This is a genomic window from Pseudomonas sp. GW822-FHT04H02 (assembly GCF_058800645.1).
Genome location: NZ_JBXAMM010000002.1, coordinates 156,600 through 177,183 on the forward strand (window position 1 = coordinate 156,600; position 20,584 = coordinate 177,183).

The following is a 20,584-nucleotide window of genomic DNA, read 5'->3' on the forward strand; positions in this document are numbered from 1 at the left end:
GTGACTTTTCAACTTCGCCGCGAGGAGCTCCTCGACGGCGCGCAACTGAGCGCCATGCTTGAGGAGAGCCCGGCCCGCGCCGCCCAGGCGGTGCTGGCCGCTGCTTCCGAGGGGCTGCTGGACGCCCAGGCGCTGCTGGGGCAGATCCTCCTCGACGGTCGCGGCATCCAGCAGGATCAACCCCTGGCGGTGCGCTGGTTCGAGATCGCCGCACAACGCGGGCACCTGATGGCGCGCAACATGCTCGGGCGCTGCCATGAGCACGGCTGGGGTTGCCCGGCGGATGCCGCCAGCGCGGCCGGGCACTATCGCCTGGCTGCCGAAGCGGGGCTGGACTGGGGGCTGTACAACTACGCCAACCTGTTGGCCACCGGTCGCGGCGTGGTGCAGAACCATGCCTTGGCCCTGGCCTGCTACCGTCGTGCGGCGGACCTGGGCCATGCCAAATCGATGAACCTGCTGGGGCGCTACCTGGAGGAGGGGCTGGTGTGCCAGGCCGACCTTGAAGCGGCGCGGGACTGGTACCGGCGCTCGGCCGAAGGCGGGGATTTTCGCGGGCAGTTCAGCCATGCGGCAGTGCTGGCCGATGCCGGGCGTATCGACGAAGCCGTGGCGTGGCTGCAACGGGCTCTGGCCGGTGGCAACCTGAATTTCCTCCGGGTGGCATGCGCCGCGCTGCTCAAGGCCACGCACCCCGAGATTCGCGACCTGGCCCAGGCCTATCAGCGGCGGGCGGCGCAATTGGGTGACGAACGGGATGGAGAGCGGCTTGCTGTGTTGTCTTAAATCACTATGATTCAAAGCTAATCGCTTTTAATCATTCTGATGCAGGTCTTGCCTCATGCCCGCGACAAAAGTACTGACCGCTCACATTCCCTTGGACCTGGCTGATAAGGTCGATCAACTTGCTTCTCGCCTGGAACGCTCCCGGGCCTGGGTCGTGAAGCAGGCGTTGGTGGCCTGGGTTGACCAGGAAGAAGAGCGCCGTCGACTGACGCTTGAGGCCTTGGCAGATGTGGATGCTGGAAGGGTTGTCGATCATCAGTCAGTGTTGGCTTGGGCGCAGAGTCTGTCTGGCGACAACCCTCTGCCCTTACCAAAATGAGACAGCTGAAATGGACGAGCAAGGCCCTATCCGATCTGGCTCGGCTTTTTGAGTTTCTCGCCCAGGCCAATCGTTCTACTGCTGCTCGGACCGTGCAATCGCTGGTGCAGGCTCCAGATGCTCTTCTATCTAACCCACGATTGGGAGAGCAGTTGGAGGAATTCAAGCCGAGGGATGTTCGACGATTGCTGGTGGGGCATTACGAGATGCGTTATGAGATTCAAGGCATGGCCTTGTCCATCCTGAGTATTTGGCATGTCCGGGAAGATCGTTGAATCACTGAACCGCGCGCACAAAAAAGCCCATGACAAGTCATGGGCTTTTTCTTGCAGCTAGCTGCCGTCTTTAAACGTAGAAGGCCTTCAGCGGCGGGAAGCCGTTGAATTCCACCGCGCTGTAGCTGGTGGTGTAGGCGCCGGTGGACAGCCAGTACAGGCGGTCGCCGATGGCCAGGTTCAGTGGCAGGCCGTACTTGTAGTTCTCGTACATGATGTCGGCGCTGTCGCAGGTCGGGCCGGCGATCACCACTTCTTCCACTTCACCTTTCTTCTCGGTCCAGATCGGGAACTTGATGGACTCGTCCATGGTTTCGATCAGGCCGGAGAACTTGCCCACGTCGGTGTAGACCCAGCGCTCCACGGCGGTACGGGATTTGCGCGCCACCAGCACCACTTCGCTGACCAGGATGCCGGCGTTGGCGATCAGCGAACGGCCCGGCTCCAGGATGATTTCCGGCAGGTCATCACCGAAGTCTTCTTTCAGGAAGCGGATGATTTCCTCGGCATAGGTTTCCAGGCTGTTGGTGCGGGTGATGTAGTTGGCCGGGAAGCCGCCACCCATGTTGATCAGCTTCAGCTCGATACCGTCTTCTTCCTTGAGGCGCTCGAAGATCACCTTGACCTTGGCAATGGCGGCGTCCCAGACGCTGATGTCGCGCTGTTGCGAACCCACGTGGAACGACACACCGTAAGGCACCAGGCCCAGGTCGCGAGCGAGGATCAGCAGGTCCATGGCCATGTCGGTCTGGCAGCCGAACTTGCGCGACAGCGGCCAGTCGGCGGTGGTGGAGCCTTCGGTGAGAATGCGCACGTAGACTTTCGAACCCGGTGCGGCCTTGGCGATGTTGCGCAGGTCGGCCTCGGAGTCGGTGGCGTACAGGCGCACGCCCTTGTCATAGAAGTAGCGGATGTCCTTGGACTTCTTGATGGTGTTGCCGTAGCTGATGTTGGCCGGGTTGACGCCGCGGCCCAGCACCTTGTCCAGCTCGTAGATCGAAGCGATGTCGAAGCTGGAGCCTTTTTCGTGCAGCAGGTCGATGATCTCGACGGCCGGGTTGGCCTTGACCGCGTAGTAGACCTTGGCGAATTCGAAACCGGCGCGCAGGTCGTCGTAGGCCTGGGAGATCATCTGGGTGTCGATGACCACGAACGGGGTTTCTTGCTGGTCGGCGAAAGACTTCATTTTCTGAAAGGTTTCGCGCGCGAAATAGTCTTCGACGTTAATCGACATGCGTTGGGAACTCCTACTGGCAAACGTTGGTAATCAATGGGTTTAAGGACATGTCATTGATGACAGTGCCTTGTGAACGTCCTCCGTATCCCCACTTTGGTTCGCCTACTTCCCAAGGCATGTCGCCGAAAGCAAAAAGGCCATGGGAAATCTGCCCTTGGCCTTGCTGTCTCGTCGTCAGTACTTGAGCCGGATGGATCGTTTCCAGCATGGACGTTCGGCGCGAACTTTAGGCGGTGAGGGGGCTGAGATCAACAAAAAATGTCGCGTTTTTGCACTTGTCTGACGTGCGTTATCGACACCTCTCTTTGTAGCCGACACAGATGACGGACAGATGTTCCCGAAGAATTCTCGAGTGTTAAAAATACCTGCACGTTCGACGCTTTTGCGTGCCAAGTAGCTGGGAAGTATGAAAGCGTCAACATCGGCGACGTTAGCGGCGAGAGGGCGGTTTGAGGGGGATTTTGGCTGTTTCGGAGAGGGGCGCCGGACAACTCTGACCGGGGCGGCTGTTGATATTTTTTTCCGGCGTGTGGGTGGGCCAAAAACACCCGGTGGCGAGGGCGCTTGCTTGCGCCGGATGCGCAGCAGCCCCATTCTTTTTGCAAAGAGGGGCCGCTTCACGGTCCCGAGGGAGCAAGCGCCCTCGCCACAGGTTGGTTATTGGCTATTTATTGATCAGGCGACCACTGTTTCAGCCGGCGAGACGATATTGGTCTTCATCCCCCGCGAACGCCCGGAGCTCAGGTAGGCGGCGATGGATTCCTGAGTCACCTCGCCCAGGAACACCCGCTCGGCATCCATCACCGGCAGCCACGAGCGGTTGAACTCGTACATGCGCGACAGAAGAATCCGCAGGTGTTCGTCGTAGGCGGCTGTAGCGTTGAACTCTCGCAGGAACTGGGCGCAGGTGCCGGTCTGACGGTGCAGGTCGCGACGACGTACATAACCCAGAGCCTTGTTCTCGGCACAGGTCACCACCACGTAGCGCCGGTCGTGTTCGTCCATCAGTTCCAGGGCGTCGGCTACCGGGGTTTCCGGGCTGACCGACGGGGCGTTGTCCGCGGCGTCTTCGGCCTTGACCAGCAACAGGCGTTTCAAGGTGCTGTCCTGGCCGACGAAGTTGCTGACGAAGTCGTCCGCCGGGTGCGCCAGCAGGGTGTCGGGGTGATCGATCTGCAGCAGCTTGCCGGCACGGAAGATGGCGATCTTGTCCCCCAGCTTGATGGCTTCGTCGATGTCATGGCTGACCATGATCACGGTCTTGTTCAGCGCCCGCTGCATCTCGAAGAATTCGTTCTGGATCATCTCGCGGTTGATCGGGTCCACCGCGCCGAAGGGCTCGTCCATCAGCAGCAGCGGAGCGTCCGCCGCCAGGGCGCGGATCACCCCGATGCGCTGTTGCTGGCCACCGGACAGTTCCCGTGGGTAGCGATGCAGGTACTGCTTGGGTTCGAGCTTGATCATGCTCATCAGCTCGCGGGCCCGGTCGTGGCATTTCTGCTTGTCCCAGCCCAGCAGGCGTGGCACCACCACGATGTTTTCCTCGATGGTCATGTTGGGGAACAGGCCGATCTGCTGGATCACGTAGCCGATGTTGCGGCGCAGGGTCACTTCGTCGAGATCGGTGGTGTCCTCGCCATTGATCAGCACCTTGCCCGAGGTGGGCATGATCAGGCGGTTGATCATTTTCAGCGTGGTGCTCTTGCCGCAGCCGGAGGGCCCGAGGAACACGCAGATCTCGCCTTCATTGACGGTCAGGCTTACCGAGTCGACGGCTTTGACATCCTTGCCGTTGCTGCGAAAGGTCTTGGTCAGGTTTTGAAGTTCGATCATTTCAGGAGTCCTTTTGGAGTCAGCGAGCGTTGCAGCCATTGCAGAAGCAGGTCGGCGAAGATGGCCAGGAGACTGACCAGCACGGCGCCGACGATCAGCATCGACATGTCGCTGCGGCTGATGGAAGCAAGAATGAGTACGCCCAGGCCGCCGGCGCCGATGGTGGCGGCGATGGTCATGACGCCGATGTTCATCACCACGGCGGTGCGTACCCCGGCGAGGATCACCGGCACCGCGATCGGCAACTCGACCATGCGCAGGCGCTGGCCGAAGGTCATGCCGATGCCGCGGGCGGCTTCACGAATGCCCGGTTCGACGCCGGTCAGCGCCAGGTAGGTGTTGCGCATGATCGGCAGCAGGGAATAGAGGAACACCGCGGTGATAGCCGGTAGCGGGCCCAGGCCCTGGCCGAACTTGGAGTAGAACGGCAGCAGCAGGCCGAACAGGGCGATGGATGGAATGGTCAGCAGCACGGTGGCGCTGGCCTGCAGTGGGCCGGCAAGGGTCGGGAAGCGGGTCATCAGCACGCCCAGGGGCACGCCGAAGACGATGGCCAGGGTGACGGCGATGCCCACCAGGGTGATGTGCTGCCAGGTCAGGTGCAGGACCTGGGCCCAATCGAGATGGGAAAAGGCGTTCAGGAATTCCATGTCTTCTCCTCTTTAGTTGATCGGGTGCTGGCGCAGGAAATCTGCGGCCACGGCGGATGGGCTTTCATGGTCGACGTCGACCCGCGCGTTTAGCTGGCGCATGGTTTCGTCGTCGAACAGCGCCGCCAGCGGCTTGAGCTCGGCGGCCAGTTGCGGGTGAGCGTCGAGGTAGGCCTGGCGCACCACCGGAGCGGCGGTGTAGTCCGGGAAGTAGTGCTTGTCGTCTTCCAGCAGTTTGAGCTTGAAGGCATTGAGGCGCCCGTCGGTGGTGTACACCAGGCCGGCGAACACCTGGCCGTTGCGCAGGGCGGTGTAGACCAGGCCGGCGTCCATCTGCCGGGTGTTCTTGCGGGTCAGGGCCATGTCATAGAGCTTGACCATCCCGGCCATGCCGTCGGAGCGGTTGGCGAACTCGGTGTCCAGGGCCACCAGGCGGTTTTCCTTGGTGTTTTCGGCCAGGGCCTGGGTCAGGTCGCTGATGCTATTGATCTGCGGATGTTCCTTTGCCACGTTCTCTGGCAGCGCCAGGGCATAGGTATTGCTGAACTTGGACGGTGACAGCCAGACCAGGCCTTTTTTCGCATCGAGTTCTTTCACCCGGGCGTAGGACTGTTCGCTGTCGAGTTTCTCGTCGATGTGGTTGTAGGCCACCAGCGAGACTCCGGTGTACTCCCAGATCAGGTCCAACTGGCCACTTTCCTGGGCACTGCGGGCCAGGTTGCTGCCCAGGCCCCCGGTGACGCGGGTGTCGTAGCCCTTGCTGCGCAAGTACTGGGAGGTGATCTCCGCCAGCAGGGTCTGTTCGGTGAAGACCCGGGCGCCGATGCGGATCAGCGGTTTTTCCACGGCGTGGGCCAATGTGCTGAAAAGCAGGGCGCAGCCGAGTATCAGGCTTAATTTCTTCATGTCGGTTCCTTGGCTCTGACGGGCTTAAGACGGGCGCAGACCACGTTCCAGCCAAAGTCGGCTGGCCAGGGTCACCAGGCCATCGAGGAGCAAGGCCAGCAGCGCGGTGCAGGCGGCGCCGAGCAGCAGTTGCGGCTGATTGTTCAGGGCGATGCCGGGGAAAATCAGGCTGCCCAGGCTGTTGGCGCCGATCAGGAAGGCCAGGGGCGCGGTGCCGACGTTGATCGCCAGGGCCACCCGCACGCCGCCGATGATGATCGGCACGGCATTGGGCAATTCGACTTTCCACAGCACCTGGCGTGGCGTCATGCCGATGCCGACCGCGGCCTCCTTGAGGGAGCCCTGGACATTCTTCAGGCCTTCATAGGTGTTGCGCACGATGGGCAGCAGGGAGGCGAGGAACAGCGCGAAAATGGCCGGGCCACTGCCGATGCCGAGGATCCCCAGAGCGATGGCCAGGACGGCCAGGGGAGGGACGGTGTTACCGATGTTGAACACTTGCATGAAGCGTTCGGCGCGTCCGACCATGCTCGGGCGGCTGAGGACGATGCCGGCGGGGATCCCCACCACCAGCGCGGCTAGCATTGAAGCCAGGACCAGGAACAGGTGAGCTTGCAGGTAGAACAACAGATCGTCGCGGTAGTGTTCGATCGTAGTGATGCCGATCCAGTGGACCAGCAGGGCCAGGAGGGCGATTACCGCAGCGCCTCCTATCAGCCCTTTGCCATAGCGAATAGCCACAGGCGGACTCCTTTTTTATGTCAGCGCGCATTCTCTTGTGTGGCAGTGCCATGCCTGGCAGCCGAAAGAATGATCGCGGGAAGCAGCTCTTCGGTGCGCTGTAAACAGCGTGAGAGTGAGCCGTACGCATCGCTTTGCCAGGCTAACTTGCTGTTTTTTCTACACCTGGCGAAAGTTCGTAGCAGGGGAGTGGACGCCCCGGCCTTTTAAAAGGTTCCATCATTGGCCGAATTTGCTCGGTGCGTTGGTGCGTTCCAATGGCGGTTGTTGCCAGGATTGCCCCGCTGTATTAACGGGGTAGGCCCGGGCCTGCACCCCCGGGCAGGCCGCTGAAACCGATGGTGTGCAGGCCGGCCAGGCTGATGGGAACAACCTGGTCGGCTGCTGTTTCATCCGCTCGTGAGCGTCAGAAGGGGAGGCTGCGGCCGATCAGGGGCAGCTTGGCGGCTTCGCCTTCGAGGTGGTTGAAGGATTGCTGGCCGAGGTTCAGGCCGATCAGGCCGCCGTGGATGTAGCCAGGGTTCAAGGGCGTGACCTTGGCGCTCGCTGACGAGTGCTCGATGGAGCCGCTGTTGCCGCCGACCAGGCCGCCCAGTACCTGGGCCGCAGTCCCCATGACTTTACCGGAGGCAGAGGCGTTGCTGATTCGGCCGTCGTTGAAGCCGACCAGCCCCCCCACGAAGCTTGAGTCGCCGGCTTGGACATCACCTTTGGCCGAAGCGTTGGCGAGGGTGCCGCCTTCCAGGTAGCCGATCAGGCCACCGGCGAAGGCGTTGGCCCCTCCTGTGACGTTCCCGGTGGCGTCGGCAACGTTCACCGTGGTGTTGCGGCTGTGACCGAGCAACCCGCCCAGGTACTGGCTGAATCTGTCGAGCACGCTGGCGCTGGCGCTGACATTGCTCAGGCTGGCGCCCTCGCTCTTGCCGATCAGGCCGCCGATGGCCTGCGAGTGACTGGCGTTGAGGGTGCCGCTGGCCGAGGCATTGTTCACCGAGCCTGCGCTGAGTTCGCCAATCAACCCGCCGACATTCGCCCGTGCTCCCCCGGTTACGTTGCCGGCGGCGGAAACGTTGCTGTAGCGGCTGGCCAGGCTTTTGCCAACCAGGCCACCGACTGCCTGGGCGTTGTTGCCGTTCACACTGCCACTGGCCGAGGCGTTGTTCACGGCCCCTTCGGTATTGAAGCCGATCAAGCCACCCAGGAAGGTGTTGCGACCATTGCCCCGGACGTTGACGGTGCTGTCGACAGTGCTCAGCCGGCTCGTGGAGGACCCTGTGTTGAAGCCGACCAGGCCACCCAGGTTGAGGTTGTCACCAGCCAAGGAGATCAAGCCCGTGCTGCTGCTGTTGCTGATGTTTGCCTTGCGGTTCGCACCGACCAGGCCGCCGGCGCCGTAGGCGCTTGATTGGCCGGCCATCTGCCCGGTCAGCGTGACGTCCGCCCGGCTATTGCTGATGCTGGCGATGCCTCGGCCCAGGCCGTTGTTGATGTTCTCGGCCGCCAGGCCGCCCATGACATAGGTGTAGCGGTTGCCCACCAGCGTGCCGCTGGCCGAGGATTTGTCGATGCTGCCGTCCTGCAGGTTCAGCGCGACCAGCCCACCCAGGCTGTTGGCGTGAGAAGCCCCCGTGACTTGCACCTGGCTGGCCTTGACGTTGGAGATGAGGCCCATATTGACGCCCGCCAGGGTGCCTACCAGGGTGTTGTAGTGAGTCGAACGGTCTCCACTGACCGAGACCCGGTCGAGGTTCAGGTTGCGGATTTCTCCCTGATTCACGCTGAACAGACCGACGCTGCCGCTGGTGCCGTAGACCGAGAGGTTTTCAATGCTGTTGCCCAGGCCATCGAGCACGCCCCCAAAACCGCTGCGCTCGCCCAGGGACTTGAAGCGGGCGCCGTTGCCGGAAATCTTGTTGCCCAGCACGTAGTGGCCGCTGCTGTTGCTGTCGATTTGACGCAGTTGATCCAGGTTGTGGATCACGGCGTAGTCCTGGCCGTTGGCTTTGAACAGGGCACCGGCACCGGAGAGGGTCACCGCCTTGCCGTCCTCGAGTGTGTAGCCATTATTCCCATGGTTCAGCCCCAGGCTCGCCCCGGTGCCGCTGAGGGCGATGTTGTCGTTGAGCCGGATGCCGCCGTTCTGCGCATTCAGCACGAGGCCGGCCTTGTTGCCGCTGGCGCGCAGCGCGCCTTCGACGCGAATGTCACCGCGCTCGGCGGTCAGGCTCAGGGAGTTGCCGCTCGTCCAGGTCAGCGGTGCGCTGACCGTCAGGTTGCCCTGGGTGCTGTTCAGCTCGATGTGGGTAGTGTCCAGGTTGGATGCCAGGGTGTCGGTACGCAGTGTCGACCGAGTGTTGGCTGGACCGCCGCCAGCGATCACGGCCACGTTGTTGTGGCCATTGCCCCCGATGCTCACGCCGACGCCATTGCCCCCGTTGCCGCTGCCGGTGGCATTGGCACCGACACCGATGCCGACGCCGTTGGTGGTTCCCGAGTTGGTGCCGCTGATGCCTCCGGTGATGACCAGGCCGCGTGGGGTGAGCCGGCCTGGGTTTTCGGTGCTGGCGATGCTGATGTCGTTGGCATGGATCCTCCAGGTGCCGGTCTTGCCCTGCTCGGCACGAGTGTTCACCTGTGCGGCCAACTGCACGTCGACTCTGGCCCCCTGGTTTTCCACCACGCCACCATCACCCTGGCCGCCGATGGCGCTGGCGTCCTGTCGGCCCGCGACCTGCACAATGCCGTTGTCGCCGTCGAGCACGATCCGGCCCGCCTTGTTTTGCAGGGTCTTCGCCTCGATCACGCCCTGGTTGCTGACCACCGTCCTGAGCAGGCTGTCGGCGCTCTTGGCGGTCATCAGCACCTGGCCGCCGTCGGCTTTGAGCAGGCCTCCGTTCTGTGCCAGGGCATCCACGGCACCGCTTTTGACTTGCAGGCCGAGCAGGCCGTTGCCGTTGAAGTCGAGGGTGATGTCGTTGCCCGCGCCCAGGGCCACGCTACCGACGCGTGCCTGTATCAAGCCGCTGTTGCTGACCTGCGCACCGAGCAAGGCGATGCTGCCGCCGTCGCTCGCCGTGAGGGTCCCGGCATTGCTGATGCTGGCGCTGGAGGTGCCGCTGAAGCGGTAGTTGCCATTGAGGAAGTCCTTGTCGGTGATGTCCTGAGTGGAAGCCACCAGGCTGCCGACATCGACTTGGGCGGATTGGCCGAACACCACGCCATTGGGGTTGATCAGGAACACCTTGCCGTTGGCGTCGATCCGGCCCTGGATGTCGCTGCCCTGGGTGCCCAGGACACGGTTGAGGGCAATCGCGTTGCTACCGGGCTGCTGGAAGCTGACACGCTCATCGGCCTTGACGTTGAAGTCATTCCAGTTGGTGATCAGCTTGTTGCTTTGCTGGTTGATGGTCAGGTGTTGACCGTCGCTGGACGTCTGTATGTCGGCGTTGCCGGAGACGATGTTTCCTCCGCTCGGCAGGGCAAACGCCGGAGCCTGGAGCAACAGGCCCAGCAGCGATAGTCCGGCGCCGATCACTGCCTTGCTGCGCCCTGCCTTGCTGCGTCGGCGCGCCCCTTCGTCGGCCACGTTCCAGCAGCCCAGTGCATGGTTCCATACCAATGCATAGTTCTTGTTCATGATGCGTCCTCTTGTACATATGCTGCTGATTTTCCCCAGCAGATTGGGCAGTGCTCGGTGGCGCCGGTCGCCTGAGGCCAGGCTTGGGTGTGTTCCGTTCGCTGTTCGTCGCGCCCCGCCGAACGGTCGGGCATGCAGCCACTCGCTTCTGCGTGCTGGCAAAACTATTGCGGAGTGTTCGAGAGGGGCTGAAGTGCGGCAGGAAGTGATTTAAATGATGGGTTTAATCTATCACTTGAATATTTGAAGTTATTTAAGAGATATCCGGATGATGATTAAGATTTTTCTTGAGCTTATTGACTTGCAATAAGTATGGTTATTGTTTTGGCAAGAGCTTAGGCCGATAGCTGGCTATAGTGGGTTGAGTTTCGGGGGTCGGGCTGGCTGGTCCGGGTGGGTTTGTTTTTAAAGGCCCTGGGCCGGGGGTTTTGGGCTTAAAAGATATGGGGCTGGTTCGCGAGGGGGAGTGATAGTGTCTGTTGTTACTGCCGATTTTATTATTTTCTATTGTGTTAGTTAGTTGCTTGGATGTGGTGTTGTTAAGTAGTAGGTTTTACGTGGTAATTAAAGATCTTAATTCTTGAGTGAAGTTGATTTTCTTGATTGCTAGTTGAGGCTAGATAAAAAGTGATGCCTTTTACTGTTCAGGCGCGAATCCCCGGGGTGTTTAGCCAATACGAAGGTCATGCCTGACATTGGAGCCCGGTTCGGAATGTCAGGGCGCCGGGTATTTGCGGGCACTATTTGTTAACATGCGCGGTTTTCTGTGTTGGCCTTTGCAATCGGCCAAAGCTACTTTTAGTCGTGTATACAGCGGTGTGCACAATCGAGATCTTAAGCGATGTCCGATAGTAAAATTGTCAACGAAGTCAACGCCAGGCGCACTTTCGCCATTATTTCCCACCCGGATGCGGGTAAGACCACCATCACCGAGAAGCTGTTGCTGATGGGCAAGGCCATTGCGGTGGCGGGTACCGTCAAATCGCGCAAGTCCGACCGCCACGCCACTTCCGACTGGATGGAGATGGAGAAGCAGCGGGGTATTTCCATTACCACGTCGGTCATGCAGTTCCCCTATCGCGAACACATGATCAACCTGCTGGACACCCCCGGCCACGAAGACTTCTCGGAAGACACCTACCGCACCCTGACCGCGGTGGACTCGGCGCTGATGGTGCTCGACGGCGGTAAGGGCGTAGAGCCACGGACCATCGCCCTGATGGACGTCTGCCGCCTGCGCGATACGCCCATCGTCAGTTTCATCAACAAACTCGACCGGGACATTCGCGACCCGATCGAACTGCTGGACGAAATCGAAGCGGTCCTGAAGATCAAGGCTGCCCCCATCACCTGGCCGATCGGTTGCTACCGCGACTTCAAGGGCGTGTACCACCTGGCCGGCGACTACATCATCGTCTACACCCCGGGCCACGGCCACGAGCGCACCGAAACCAAGATCATCGAAAAGCTCGACTCCGCCGAAGCCAGGGCCCACCTGGGTGACGAGTACGAGCGCTTCATCGAGCAGTTGGAACTGGTGCAGGGCGCCTGCCACGAGTTCAACCAGCAGGAGTTCCTCGACGGCCAGCTGACGCCGGTGTTCTTCGGGACCGCGCTGGGCAACTTCGGTGTCGACCACGTGCTCGACGCCGTGGTGGACTGGGCGCCGCGTCCGTTGCCACGTGTGGCCAACGAGCGCAGCGTGGCACCCCAGGAAGAGAAGTTCTCGGGCTTCATCTTCAAGATCCAGGCGAACATGGACCCCAAGCACCGCGACCGCATCGCCTTCATGCGTATCTGTTCGGGCAAGTACGAGAAAGGCATGAAGATGCGCCACGTGCGCACTGGCAAGGACGTGCGCATCGGCGACGCCCTGACCTTCTTCTCCTCCGAGCGTGAGCAACTGGAAGAGGCCTATGCCGGCGACATCATCGGCCTGCACAACCACGGCACCATCCAGATCGGCGACACCTTCACCGAAGGCGAGGCGCTGGGCTTCACCGGTATCCCGCACTTCGCCCCGGAGCTGTTCCGCCGTGTGCGTCTGAAGGACCCGCTCAAGTCCAAGCAACTGCGCCAGGGCCTGCAACAGCTGGCCGAAGAAGGCGCGACCCAGGTGTTCTTCCCCGAGCGCAGCAACGACATCATCCTCGGCGCCGTGGGTGTGCTGCAGTTCGACGTGGTGGCCAGCCGCCTGAAGGAGGAATACAAGGTTGAGTGCTCCTACGAGCCGATCACCGTGTGGTCCGCCCGCTGGATCGAATGCAGCGACAAGAAGAAGCTCGAAGAGTTTTCCAACAAGGCGGTGGAAAACCTGGCCCTGGACGGCGGCGGTCACCTGACCTACCTGGCGCCGACCCGGGTCAACCTGGCGCTGATGGAAGAGCGCTGGCCGGACGTGAAATTCCGCGCCACCCGCGAACACCACTAAGTTCGCCGGCCACCCCCGAGCCCCGCTGTGCAGACAGCGGGGCTTTTTTTTGCGCGCAGGACTGGCCTGCCGCCGCCTCGTAGGCGCTGGCTTGCCAGCGAAGGCGGCGGACGCTGTTGTGCCTGGCTTGCGGGTTTCTTCGCCGGCAAGCCGGCTCCTACGGGGTGTGGTGTTCTTAAGGGAGCGCCGTTAGTCGGAAGGGCTTTGGCGGCTCGGGAATCGATAGGGAGCTATCTGGAAAAGCCGGGATATCACGACTAGGTTTCAGACAGTGCTGTGGCCGCCGCAAGGCTGGCGCGCAGCCATCGATGATTCACCTATGAAAGGATGGAATCGGCTATGAGAATTTTCCAACGCGTTGTGCTGTTGATCAAAGTGCTGGTGATGCTGTCGCTCGGAACCTCGGCGGCCTGGGCCCACAACCTGATGCAGGTGAGCGAGCCGGGTTACTCCTCGAGCCAGAGCGCACCGGTGCAGATGCTTGCCAAGTCCGAATCGGAGCCGGGCGATGAAGGCCAGGGTGGCAGTTCCGGCGATGACGACCAGACCACCGACGAGGATGACGGCGACAGCCAGGGCTAAAAGAAACCCCCGACGACGGACTGATGCGCAATCCGTCGCCGGGGGCGGGTCGAACAAGGTTCAGGCGCTCCCGGAGGCATCCGGGAGCGCCTTTTTCATGGCCGCTACAGCACGAATTGCTCGGCGTAGTGGCAGGCCACCTGGCGGCTGTCGAGCTGGCGCAGGGCCGGCTCTTCAGTGCTGCAACGCTCGGTGGCATAAGGGCAGCGCTTGTGGAAGGCGCAGCCCGGTGGTGGGTTCAGCGGGTTGGGCAGCTCGCCGACGATCTTGATCTTCGGCTTGTCCGGGTCCGGGTGGATGGTTGGTGTCGCCGACAGCAGGGCCTGGGTGTAGGGGTGCAGGGGGCGGGTGTAGATGTCCTCCTTGGGGCCCATTTCCACCGGCCGGCCGAGGTACATCACCAGCACCTGGTCGGCCACGTGGCGCACCACTGCCAGGTTGTGGGAAATGAACACGTAGGCGGTGTTGAATTCCTGCTGCAGGTCCATGAACAGGTTCAATACCTGGGCCTGGATCGATACGTCCAGGGCCGAGGTCGGTTCGTCCGCCACCAGAACCTTGGGCTGCAGCATCATTGCCCGGGCCAGGGCGATACGCTGGCGCTGCCCCCCGGAGAACATGTGCGGGTAGCGCTGGTAATGTTCGGGGCGCAGGCCTACCTGCTTCATCATCGCCTGGACTTTTTCCCGGCGTTCGGCGGCCGACAGCTTGGTGTTGATCAGCAGCGGCTCGGCCAGCTGGTCACCGATCTTCTGCCGCGGGTTGAGCGAGGCATAAGGGCTCTGGAACACCATCTGCACGTCTTTGCGCAGTTGCTTGCGCTGGGCCTTGTCGGCACCGGCGACTTCCTGGCCGGCGATCTTCAGCGAGCCGGAAGACGGTTCCTCGATCAGGGTCAGGGCCCGCGCCAGGGTGGATTTGCCACAGCCGGATTCACCCACCACTGCCAGGGTCTTGCCGGCTTCCAGCTCGAAGGAAACGCCGTTGAGTGCGCGCACGGTGGCGTGGCCCTTGAACAGGCCACGGGACACTTCGTAGTGACGGGTGAGGTCGCGGGCGGTAAGAACGACGGCCATTACGCCACCTCCTGATTCAGCGGGTAGAAGCAGCGCACCAGGCTGGCGGCTTTCGGGTCGAGGCTGGGGCGCTGGGCGCGGCAGTTGTCTTGCACGTAGGGGCAGCGCGGCGACAGCAGGCAGCCTTGAGGCCGGTCGTAGCGCCCGGGGACGATGCCCGGCAGGGTCGACAAGCGAGTGGCGCCGAGGCTGTGCTCGGGAATCGCCGCCAGCAGCGCTTCGCTGTAGGGGTGCGCGGGAATGTCGAACAGCTCCGGTACCTGGCCCACCTCAACCGCCTGGCCGGCGTACATCACGCACACCCGCTGGGCGGTTTCGGCGACCACGGCGAGGTCGTGGGTGATCAGCACCAGGCCCATGTTCTGCTCTTTCTGCAGGTTCAGCAGCAGGTCCATGATCTGCGCCTGGATGGTCACGTCCAGGGCGGTGGTGGGTTCGTCGGCGATCAGCAGCTTGGGCTCGCCGGCGATCGCCATGGCGATTGCCACCCGCTGGCTCATGCCGCCGGACAGTTGGTGCGGGTAGGCGTCCATGCGGCTGGCGGCGCCGGGGATCTCGACCTTTTCCAGCAGTTCGATGGCGCGCTTGCGTGCGGCCTTGCTGGACATCTTCAGGTGCAGGCGCAGCACTTCCTCGATCTGGAAGCCCACGGTGTAGCTGGGGTTCAACGCGGTCATCGGGTCCTGGAAGACCATGGCCAGGTCCTTGCCGACGATCTGCCGGCGCTGGCGCGCGCTGAGCTTGAGCATGTCGCGGCCGTCGAAGCTTAGGGCATCGGCGGTGACGATGCCGGGGTGCTCGATCAGGCCCATCAGGGCCATCATGGTCACCGATTTGCCGGAGCCGGACTCGCCGACGATGGCCAGCACTTCGCCCTTGTCGACCTTGAGGTCGAGGCCATCGACCACCGGCACCGCCGTGGCGTCGCCGAAACGGACATTGAGATTCTTGATTTCTAGCAGTGACATGGGAATCTCCTCAGGCGGCGTTCTTGAGTTTCGGATCCAGCGCATCGCGCAGGCCGTCGCCCATCAGGTTGATTGCCAGCACGCTGAGCAAAATGGTCAGGCCCGGCAGGCTCACGACCCACCAGGCGCGTTCGATGTAGTCCCGGGCCGAGGCCAGCATGGTGCCCCACTCCGGAGTCGGCGGTTGCACGCCCAGGCCGAGGAAGCCCAGGGCGGCGGCGTCGAGGATCGCCGAGGAGAAGCTCAGGGTGGCCTGGACGATCAGCGGTGCCATGCAGTTGGGCAGCACGGTGATGAACATCAGGCGTGGCAGGCCGGCACCGGCCAGGCGCGCGGCGGTCACGTAGTCGCGGTTGAGTTCGCCCATCACTGCGGCGCGGGTCAGGCGTACATAGGACGGCAGGGACACCACGGCAATGGCGATCACGGTATTGATCAGGCCTGGGCCGAGGATGGCGACGATAGCCACGGCCAGCAGCAGCGAGGGCAGGGCCAGCATGATGTCCATCAGGCGCATGATGGTCGGGCCCAGCAAACGCGGGAAGAAGCCGGCGAACAGCCCGAGGAGGATCCCCGGGATCAGCGACATCACCACCGACGACAGGCCGATCAGCAGCGACAGGCGCGAACCCTGGATCAGGCGCGAGAGCAGGTCGCGGCCCAGTTCATCGGTGCCCAGCAGGAACTGCATCTGGCCGCCTTCGAGCCAGGCCGGAGGGGTCAGCAGGAAGTCGCGGTACTGCTCGCTGGGGTTGTGCGGCGCCACCCAGGGCGCGAACAGTGCGCAGAACACGATCAGCAGCATGAACAGCAGGCCGGCCACCGCGCCCTTGTTGCGGGAGAAGTGCTGCCAGAATTCTTTGTAGACGGACGGATAGAGCAGGCTTTGATCGACTGCTACTGAGGAAGTTGGAGTGCTCATTAGTCTTGATCTCAGCGCTGATGACGGATGCGTGGGTTGGCAAAGCCGTAGAGGATGTCCACCACGAAGTTGACCATGATCACCAGGCAGGCGATCAGCAGGATGCCGTTCTGCACCACGGGATAGTCCCGGGCGCCGATGGCCTCGATCAGCCACTTGCCGATGCCCGGCCAGGAAAAGATGGTTTCGGTCAGGACCGCACCGGCCAGCAGGGTGCCGACTTGCAGGCCGACCACGGTCAGCACCGGAATCAGCGCGTTGCGCAGGCCGTGGACGAACACCACCCGAGCCGGCGACAGGCCCTTGGCCTTGGCGGTACGGATGTAGTCCTCACGCAGCACTTCGAGCATCGAGGAGCGGGTCATCCGCGCGATCACCGCCAGCGGAATGGTGCCCAGCACGATGGCGGGCAGGATCAGGTGCTGCAGGGCGTCGAAGAAGGCGTCGGTGTCTTTGGCCAGCAGGGTGTCGATGAGCATGAAGCCGGTTTTCGGCTCGATGTCGTAGAGCAGGTCGATACGCCCGGAAACCGGGGTCCAGCCCAGGCTTACCGAGAAGAACATGATCAGGATCAGGCCCCACCAGAAGATCGGCATCGAATACCCCGCCAGCGAGATCCCCATTACCCCATGGTCGAACAGCGACCCTCGCTTCAAGGCGGCGATCACCCCGGCCAGCAGGCCGAGCACGCCGGCGAATAGCAGGGCGGCCATGGACAGTTCCAGGGTCGCGGGGAACAGCGAGGTGAATTCGCTCCAGACGCTGGTGCGGGTGCGCAGGGACTCGCCCAGGTCGCCGTGGGCCAGCTTGCCGATGTAGTCCAGGTACTGGGCGTACAGCGGCTTGTTCAATCCAAGGCGTTCCATTGCCTGGGCATGCATCTCAGGGTCGACCCGACGCTCGCCCATCATGACTTCCACGGGGTCGCCGGGAATCATGCGTATCAAGGCGAAGGTCAGCAAGGTGATGCCGAAGAATGTGGGTATCAGCAACCCCACACGGCGGGCAATAAAACTAAACATCTTCTGAAGTACCTCAATCAGCCGGTTAGGCGTTCCCGCCATCCTTGGGGTCAAGGACGGCGGGCGTTTCTTATTACTTCACTTGGGTGGTAGCGAAGTTGTTAGTGGTCAGGGGGCTAATGTGATAACCCTCGACGTTCTTGCGCATGGCGGTGAACATTTTCGGATAGGCCATGGGGATCCACGGTTGATCCTGTTCGAAAACCAGCATGGCCTTTTCATAGAGCTCGGCGCGTTTGGCGGGTTCAGCGTCGGAGCGTGCTTCGTCGATCAGATCCTGGAACGTCTTGTTGCACCAGCGGGCGTAGTTTTCGCCGTTTTTCGCCGCGTCACAACTCAGGTTCGGGGTCAGGAAGTTGTCCGGATCGCCGTTGTCCCCGGCCCAGCCCGCCGACACCATATCGTGTTCGCCGTTTTTCGCACGCTTGAGCATCTCGCCCCACTCCATCACGCGGATGTCGAGCTTGAGGCCCACCTTGGCCAGGTCGGCCTGCATCATCTGTGCGCCGAGCATCGGGTTGGGGTTGGTCGGGCCGCCGCCGTTGCGGGTGAACAGGGTGATAACCGTACCCTCCGGTACGCCGGCTTCCTTGAGCAGCGCGCGGGCCTTGTCCAGATCCCGGGGCGGGTTCTTCAGGCTGTTGTTGAAGCCCAGCAGGGTCGGCGGATACGGGCCGGTGGCCACCAGGGCGTTGCCCTTGCCGTACAGGCTGTTGACGTAGGCTTCCTTGTCGAAGGCGATGTCGATGGCCTTGCGCACTCGCACGTCGCTCATGTACTTGCGCGTGGTGTTCATGGCGATGTAGCCGGTGGTCATGGCGGCCAGCTCGTCGACCTTGAGGTTGGCGTCGGCCTTGATGCTGGGAATGTCATCGGGCTTGGGGTACAGGGCGATCTGGCATTCGTTGGCCTTGAGTTTCTGCAGGCGCACGTTGTTATCGGTGGTGATCGCCAGCACCAGCGGGTCGGCCGGCGGCTTGCCGCGGAAGTACTCCGGGTTGGCCTTGAAGCGTACCTGGGCGTCCTTGGCATAGCGGGTGAAGATGAACGGGCCGGTGCCGATGGGCTTGCTGTTGAGCTCAGAGGTCTTGCCTTCCTTGAGCAGCTTGTCGGCGTATTCGGCCGGGAAGATCGACGAGAAGGCCATGGCCACGTCGGCGAGGAAAGGGGCTTCGCGGCGGGTCAGGGTGAAGACCACGGTGTGGTCGTCGATCTTCTCGACGCTTTTCAGCAGTTCCTTGAAGCCCATGCTTTCGAAATAGGGGAAGCCCACGCTGGACTTGTCATGCCAGGGGTGCTTCGGGTCAAGCTGGCGCTGGAAGCTCCAGAGCACGTCGTCGGCGTTCATCTCGCGCGTTGGGGTGAAGTAGTCGGTGCTGTGGAATTTGACGCCCTTGCGCAGATGGAAGGTGTATTGCAGGCCGTCGGGGCTGATGTCCCAGGATTCGGCCAGGGCCGGCTCGATGTCAGTGGTGCCGGGCTTGAAGTCCACCAGGCGGTTGAAGATGGTTTCCGCCACTGCGTCGGCCGTGACTGCAGTCGTGTACTGGACCATATCGAAGCCTTCCGGGCTGGCTTCGGTACAGACCACCAAGGGTTTGGCTGTGGCGCCCAGGGCGACGCTCAGCAGGGCGGCGCCAACGGCCGCTTTCAGGGGAAGCATTTTCATCAGGAACCCTCTGCAATCGATTGAACCAGATTAGCTTGAATGGCGGATTCGTCATGAATCCGCCCTTCAACTGGTGGGTTAGAGAATATTGAACGGGATGGTGGTAACCAGTCGGAATTCATTGATGTTGCCGTCGGCCTGGTTCTCGCTGGCGCGGTGCGTGGTGTAGGTGGCACGGATCGCGGTGGCTTTCAGCGGGCCGCTCTGTACGGCGTAGGAAGCACCGATGCCGTATTCGTAGTGGTGCTCGCCGTCCATGGTGCGTACGCCATAGACCGTACCGTCTGCCTTGACGCCGCTGTAGGCGGTGCCGTTGTAGTGGGTACCGTCGATGCCCCAGCCACGGGCCTGGTAGATGTTGAACTTGAGGCCGGGCACGCCGTACTCGGCCATGTTCAGGCCGTAGGCGATCTGGAAGGATTTCTCGTTCGGGCCGTTGAAGTCCGAGAGCAGGGAGTTGGCCAGGTAGATGCCGTTGGTTTCGTGCAGGTAGTCGAAGTACTCGTTACCGTTAATTTCCTGGTACGAGAAGGTCAGGCTGTGGGCCTGGTGGGTCAGGCCGAGCGACAGCGAGTAGGTGTCGTTGTCGATCTCGCCCATCTTCTTCTTGCCGGTATCGACGGTCTTGTAATAGTTCAGGCCGGTGGTCAGGCTCAGCACCGAGCTGTCGCCCAGCTCGTGGGTGGCGCCGAAGTAGTACTGGTTCCAGAAGTCTTCCACCTTGGAGGCGTAGAGGCTGGTCTTCAGGCTTTTCAGCGGCTGGTAGTTGGCGCCGACCAGGCTTACGCGATCGGTCTCGGCACCGTTGCTGTTGTACTCGGAGCTGAACTTGGACAGGCTCTGTTCGGTCCGTGGCGATACCCGGTCGAAGCTGCCGGCGTCGAACGACAGGTTGTTGAACTCTTCGCTGTGGATACTCACCCCTTCAAAGCTCGAAGGCAGCGGACGGTTGCCGATGACGTCGACGATCGGCGTGCTGAAGTTCTGCCGGCCGGCGGTCAGGGTGGTGTTGGACACGCGGAACTTGACGTTGGCCAGGCCCAGCTTGCTCCACTGGCCCACGGCGTCGCCGTCGGAGTGGGTCAGGGTGCGGTTGTTCTTGCCGGCGATGTCCTTGCGGTCACGATCCAGAGCAATAGCGTTGTAGGCGGCGACTTCCGTGCTGACGCCAACGGTGCCTTCAGTGAAACCCGAGGTGTAGTTGAGGATGGTGCCCTGGACCCAGTTGATACGGCGCGGGGTCGAGGTCTCTACACCATTGTGGTTATACGAAAAACGGTCGTTACGACGTTTCAGCTCGTTGGCGTACCAGTTGCGCGTGGTACCCGACAGGCTCTGCCCTTCGATAAAACCCTTGGTCTCAGCCTGGGCACTGGTGGCGTTCAGTTCAGTCGGGACGAAGTCCTGGCTGACGTTCTCCGCATAGGCCGAGGCGGTGATGCTACTGATAGCCAAGGCTAACAATGCGCTGCTGCTCAGTTTCATGGGTGAAGCTCCTTTGTTTTCTTTTTTAAATGCCGGTTTTTTTGG

At 62.0% G+C, this 20,584-nt stretch carries 17 protein-coding genes; 5 read left to right on the top strand and 12 right to left on the bottom strand.

Features of this window, described 5'->3' with window-relative positions; translation table 11 throughout:
* The 3 genes from AC1RMG_RS07390 to AC1RMG_RS07400 are packed head-to-tail and all read left to right on the top strand — an operon-like array spanning position 1 to position 1,380.
* Positions 1-786 (top strand): tetratricopeptide repeat protein, encoded by a 786-nt coding sequence (locus AC1RMG_RS07390; RefSeq protein ID WP_065364618.1) that lies wholly within the window; start codon positions 1-3, stop codon positions 784-786.
* Between the two features lie 55 nt (positions 787-841).
* Positions 842-1,105 (top strand): CopG family ribbon-helix-helix protein, encoded by a 264-nt coding sequence (locus AC1RMG_RS07395; RefSeq protein WP_047283908.1) that lies wholly within the window; start codon positions 842-844, stop codon positions 1,103-1,105.
* Entirely contained in the window at positions 1,102-1,380 is a 279-nt protein-coding gene (locus AC1RMG_RS07400; RefSeq protein WP_220223703.1) for a type II toxin-antitoxin system RelE/ParE family toxin, read from the top strand. The genes AC1RMG_RS07395 and AC1RMG_RS07400 overlap by 4 nt, the downstream gene beginning before the upstream one ends.
* 70 nt (positions 1,381-1,450) lie before the next feature.
* Here the strand turns inward: AC1RMG_RS07400 and AC1RMG_RS07405 are convergent, their stop codons facing one another.
* From AC1RMG_RS07405 to AC1RMG_RS07430, 6 genes are all read right to left on the bottom strand, one after another.
* Positions 1,451-2,614: a type III PLP-dependent enzyme gene (locus AC1RMG_RS07405; RefSeq protein WP_015634137.1), complete on the bottom strand. Its 1,164-nt coding sequence runs from the start codon at positions 2,612-2,614 to the stop codon at positions 1,451-1,453.
* A gap of 678 nt (positions 2,615-3,292) precedes the next feature.
* Complete coding sequence (locus AC1RMG_RS07410) at positions 3,293-4,450, bottom strand: osmoprotectant ABC transporter ATP-binding protein OsmV (RefSeq protein ID WP_015634138.1); 1,158 nt, start codon at positions 4,448-4,450, stop codon at positions 3,293-3,295.
* Positions 4,447-5,100, bottom strand: coding sequence for an ABC transporter permease (locus tag AC1RMG_RS07415; RefSeq protein WP_011059225.1), 654 nt, complete (start codon positions 5,098-5,100; stop codon positions 4,447-4,449). Before AC1RMG_RS07415 ends, AC1RMG_RS07410 begins: the two co-directional genes overlap by 4 nt.
* 12 nt (positions 5,101-5,112) lie before the next feature.
* Positions 5,113-6,006 (bottom strand): glycine betaine ABC transporter substrate-binding protein, encoded by an 894-nt coding sequence (locus AC1RMG_RS07420; RefSeq protein ID WP_015634139.1) that lies wholly within the window; start codon positions 6,004-6,006, stop codon positions 5,113-5,115.
* A gap of 24 nt (positions 6,007-6,030) precedes the next feature.
* On the bottom strand, positions 6,031-6,747 hold the full coding sequence (locus AC1RMG_RS07425) for an ABC transporter permease (protein WP_011059227.1): 717 nt from the start codon (positions 6,745-6,747) through the stop codon (positions 6,031-6,033).
* A 406-nt stretch (positions 6,748-7,153) separates the two neighbouring features.
* Positions 7,154-10,384 carry a two-partner secretion domain-containing protein gene (locus AC1RMG_RS07430; protein WP_236203662.1) on the bottom strand — a complete coding sequence of 1,077 codons (3,231 nt, stop codon included), beginning with the start codon at positions 10,382-10,384 and terminating at the stop codon, positions 7,154-7,156.
* Positions 10,385-11,225: 841 nt separating this feature from the next.
* Between AC1RMG_RS07430 and AC1RMG_RS07435 the strand changes: the two genes are divergently transcribed.
* Both AC1RMG_RS07435 and AC1RMG_RS07440 read left to right on the top strand, forming a co-directional pair.
* Entirely contained in the window at positions 11,226-12,815 is a 1,590-nt protein-coding gene (locus tag AC1RMG_RS07435; RefSeq protein ID WP_077933347.1) for a peptide chain release factor 3, read from the top strand.
* Positions 12,816-13,154: 339 nt separating this feature from the next.
* Positions 13,155-13,397 (top strand): hypothetical protein, encoded by a 243-nt coding sequence (locus AC1RMG_RS07440; protein ID WP_015634142.1) that lies wholly within the window; start codon positions 13,155-13,157, stop codon positions 13,395-13,397.
* A 104-nt stretch (positions 13,398-13,501) separates the two neighbouring features.
* On the opposite strand, the gene AC1RMG_RS07445 is transcribed toward AC1RMG_RS07440, so the two are convergent.
* From AC1RMG_RS07445 to AC1RMG_RS07470, 6 genes are all read right to left on the bottom strand, one after another.
* The gene (locus AC1RMG_RS07445; protein WP_011059230.1) at positions 13,502-14,473 is read right to left on the bottom strand and encodes a peptide ABC transporter ATP-binding protein; all 972 of its coding nucleotides are present in this window, start codon (positions 14,471-14,473) and stop codon (positions 13,502-13,504) included.
* Entirely contained in the window at positions 14,473-15,441 is a 969-nt protein-coding gene (locus AC1RMG_RS07450) for an ABC transporter ATP-binding protein (RefSeq protein WP_011059231.1), read from the bottom strand. Before AC1RMG_RS07450 ends, AC1RMG_RS07445 begins: the two co-directional genes overlap by 1 nt.
* 10 nt (positions 15,442-15,451) lie before the next feature.
* On the bottom strand, positions 15,452-16,363 hold the full coding sequence (locus AC1RMG_RS07455; protein ID WP_011059232.1) for an ABC transporter permease subunit: 912 nt from the start codon (positions 16,361-16,363) through the stop codon (positions 15,452-15,454).
* Positions 16,364-16,374: 11 nt separating this feature from the next.
* The gene (locus AC1RMG_RS07460; protein WP_011059233.1) at positions 16,375-17,385 is read right to left on the bottom strand and encodes an ABC transporter permease subunit; all 1,011 of its coding nucleotides are present in this window, start codon (positions 17,383-17,385) and stop codon (positions 16,375-16,377) included.
* A gap of 73 nt (positions 17,386-17,458) precedes the next feature.
* Positions 17,459-19,054: an ABC transporter substrate-binding protein gene (locus AC1RMG_RS07465; RefSeq protein WP_041115960.1), complete on the bottom strand. Its 1,596-nt coding sequence runs from the start codon at positions 19,052-19,054 to the stop codon at positions 17,459-17,461.
* A 78-nt stretch (positions 19,055-19,132) separates the two neighbouring features.
* Positions 19,133-20,539 carry an OprD family porin gene (locus AC1RMG_RS07470; RefSeq protein WP_011059235.1) on the bottom strand — a complete coding sequence of 469 codons (1,407 nt, stop codon included), beginning with the start codon at positions 20,537-20,539 and terminating at the stop codon, positions 19,133-19,135.
* Between the last annotated feature and the right edge of the window lie 45 nt (positions 20,540-20,584).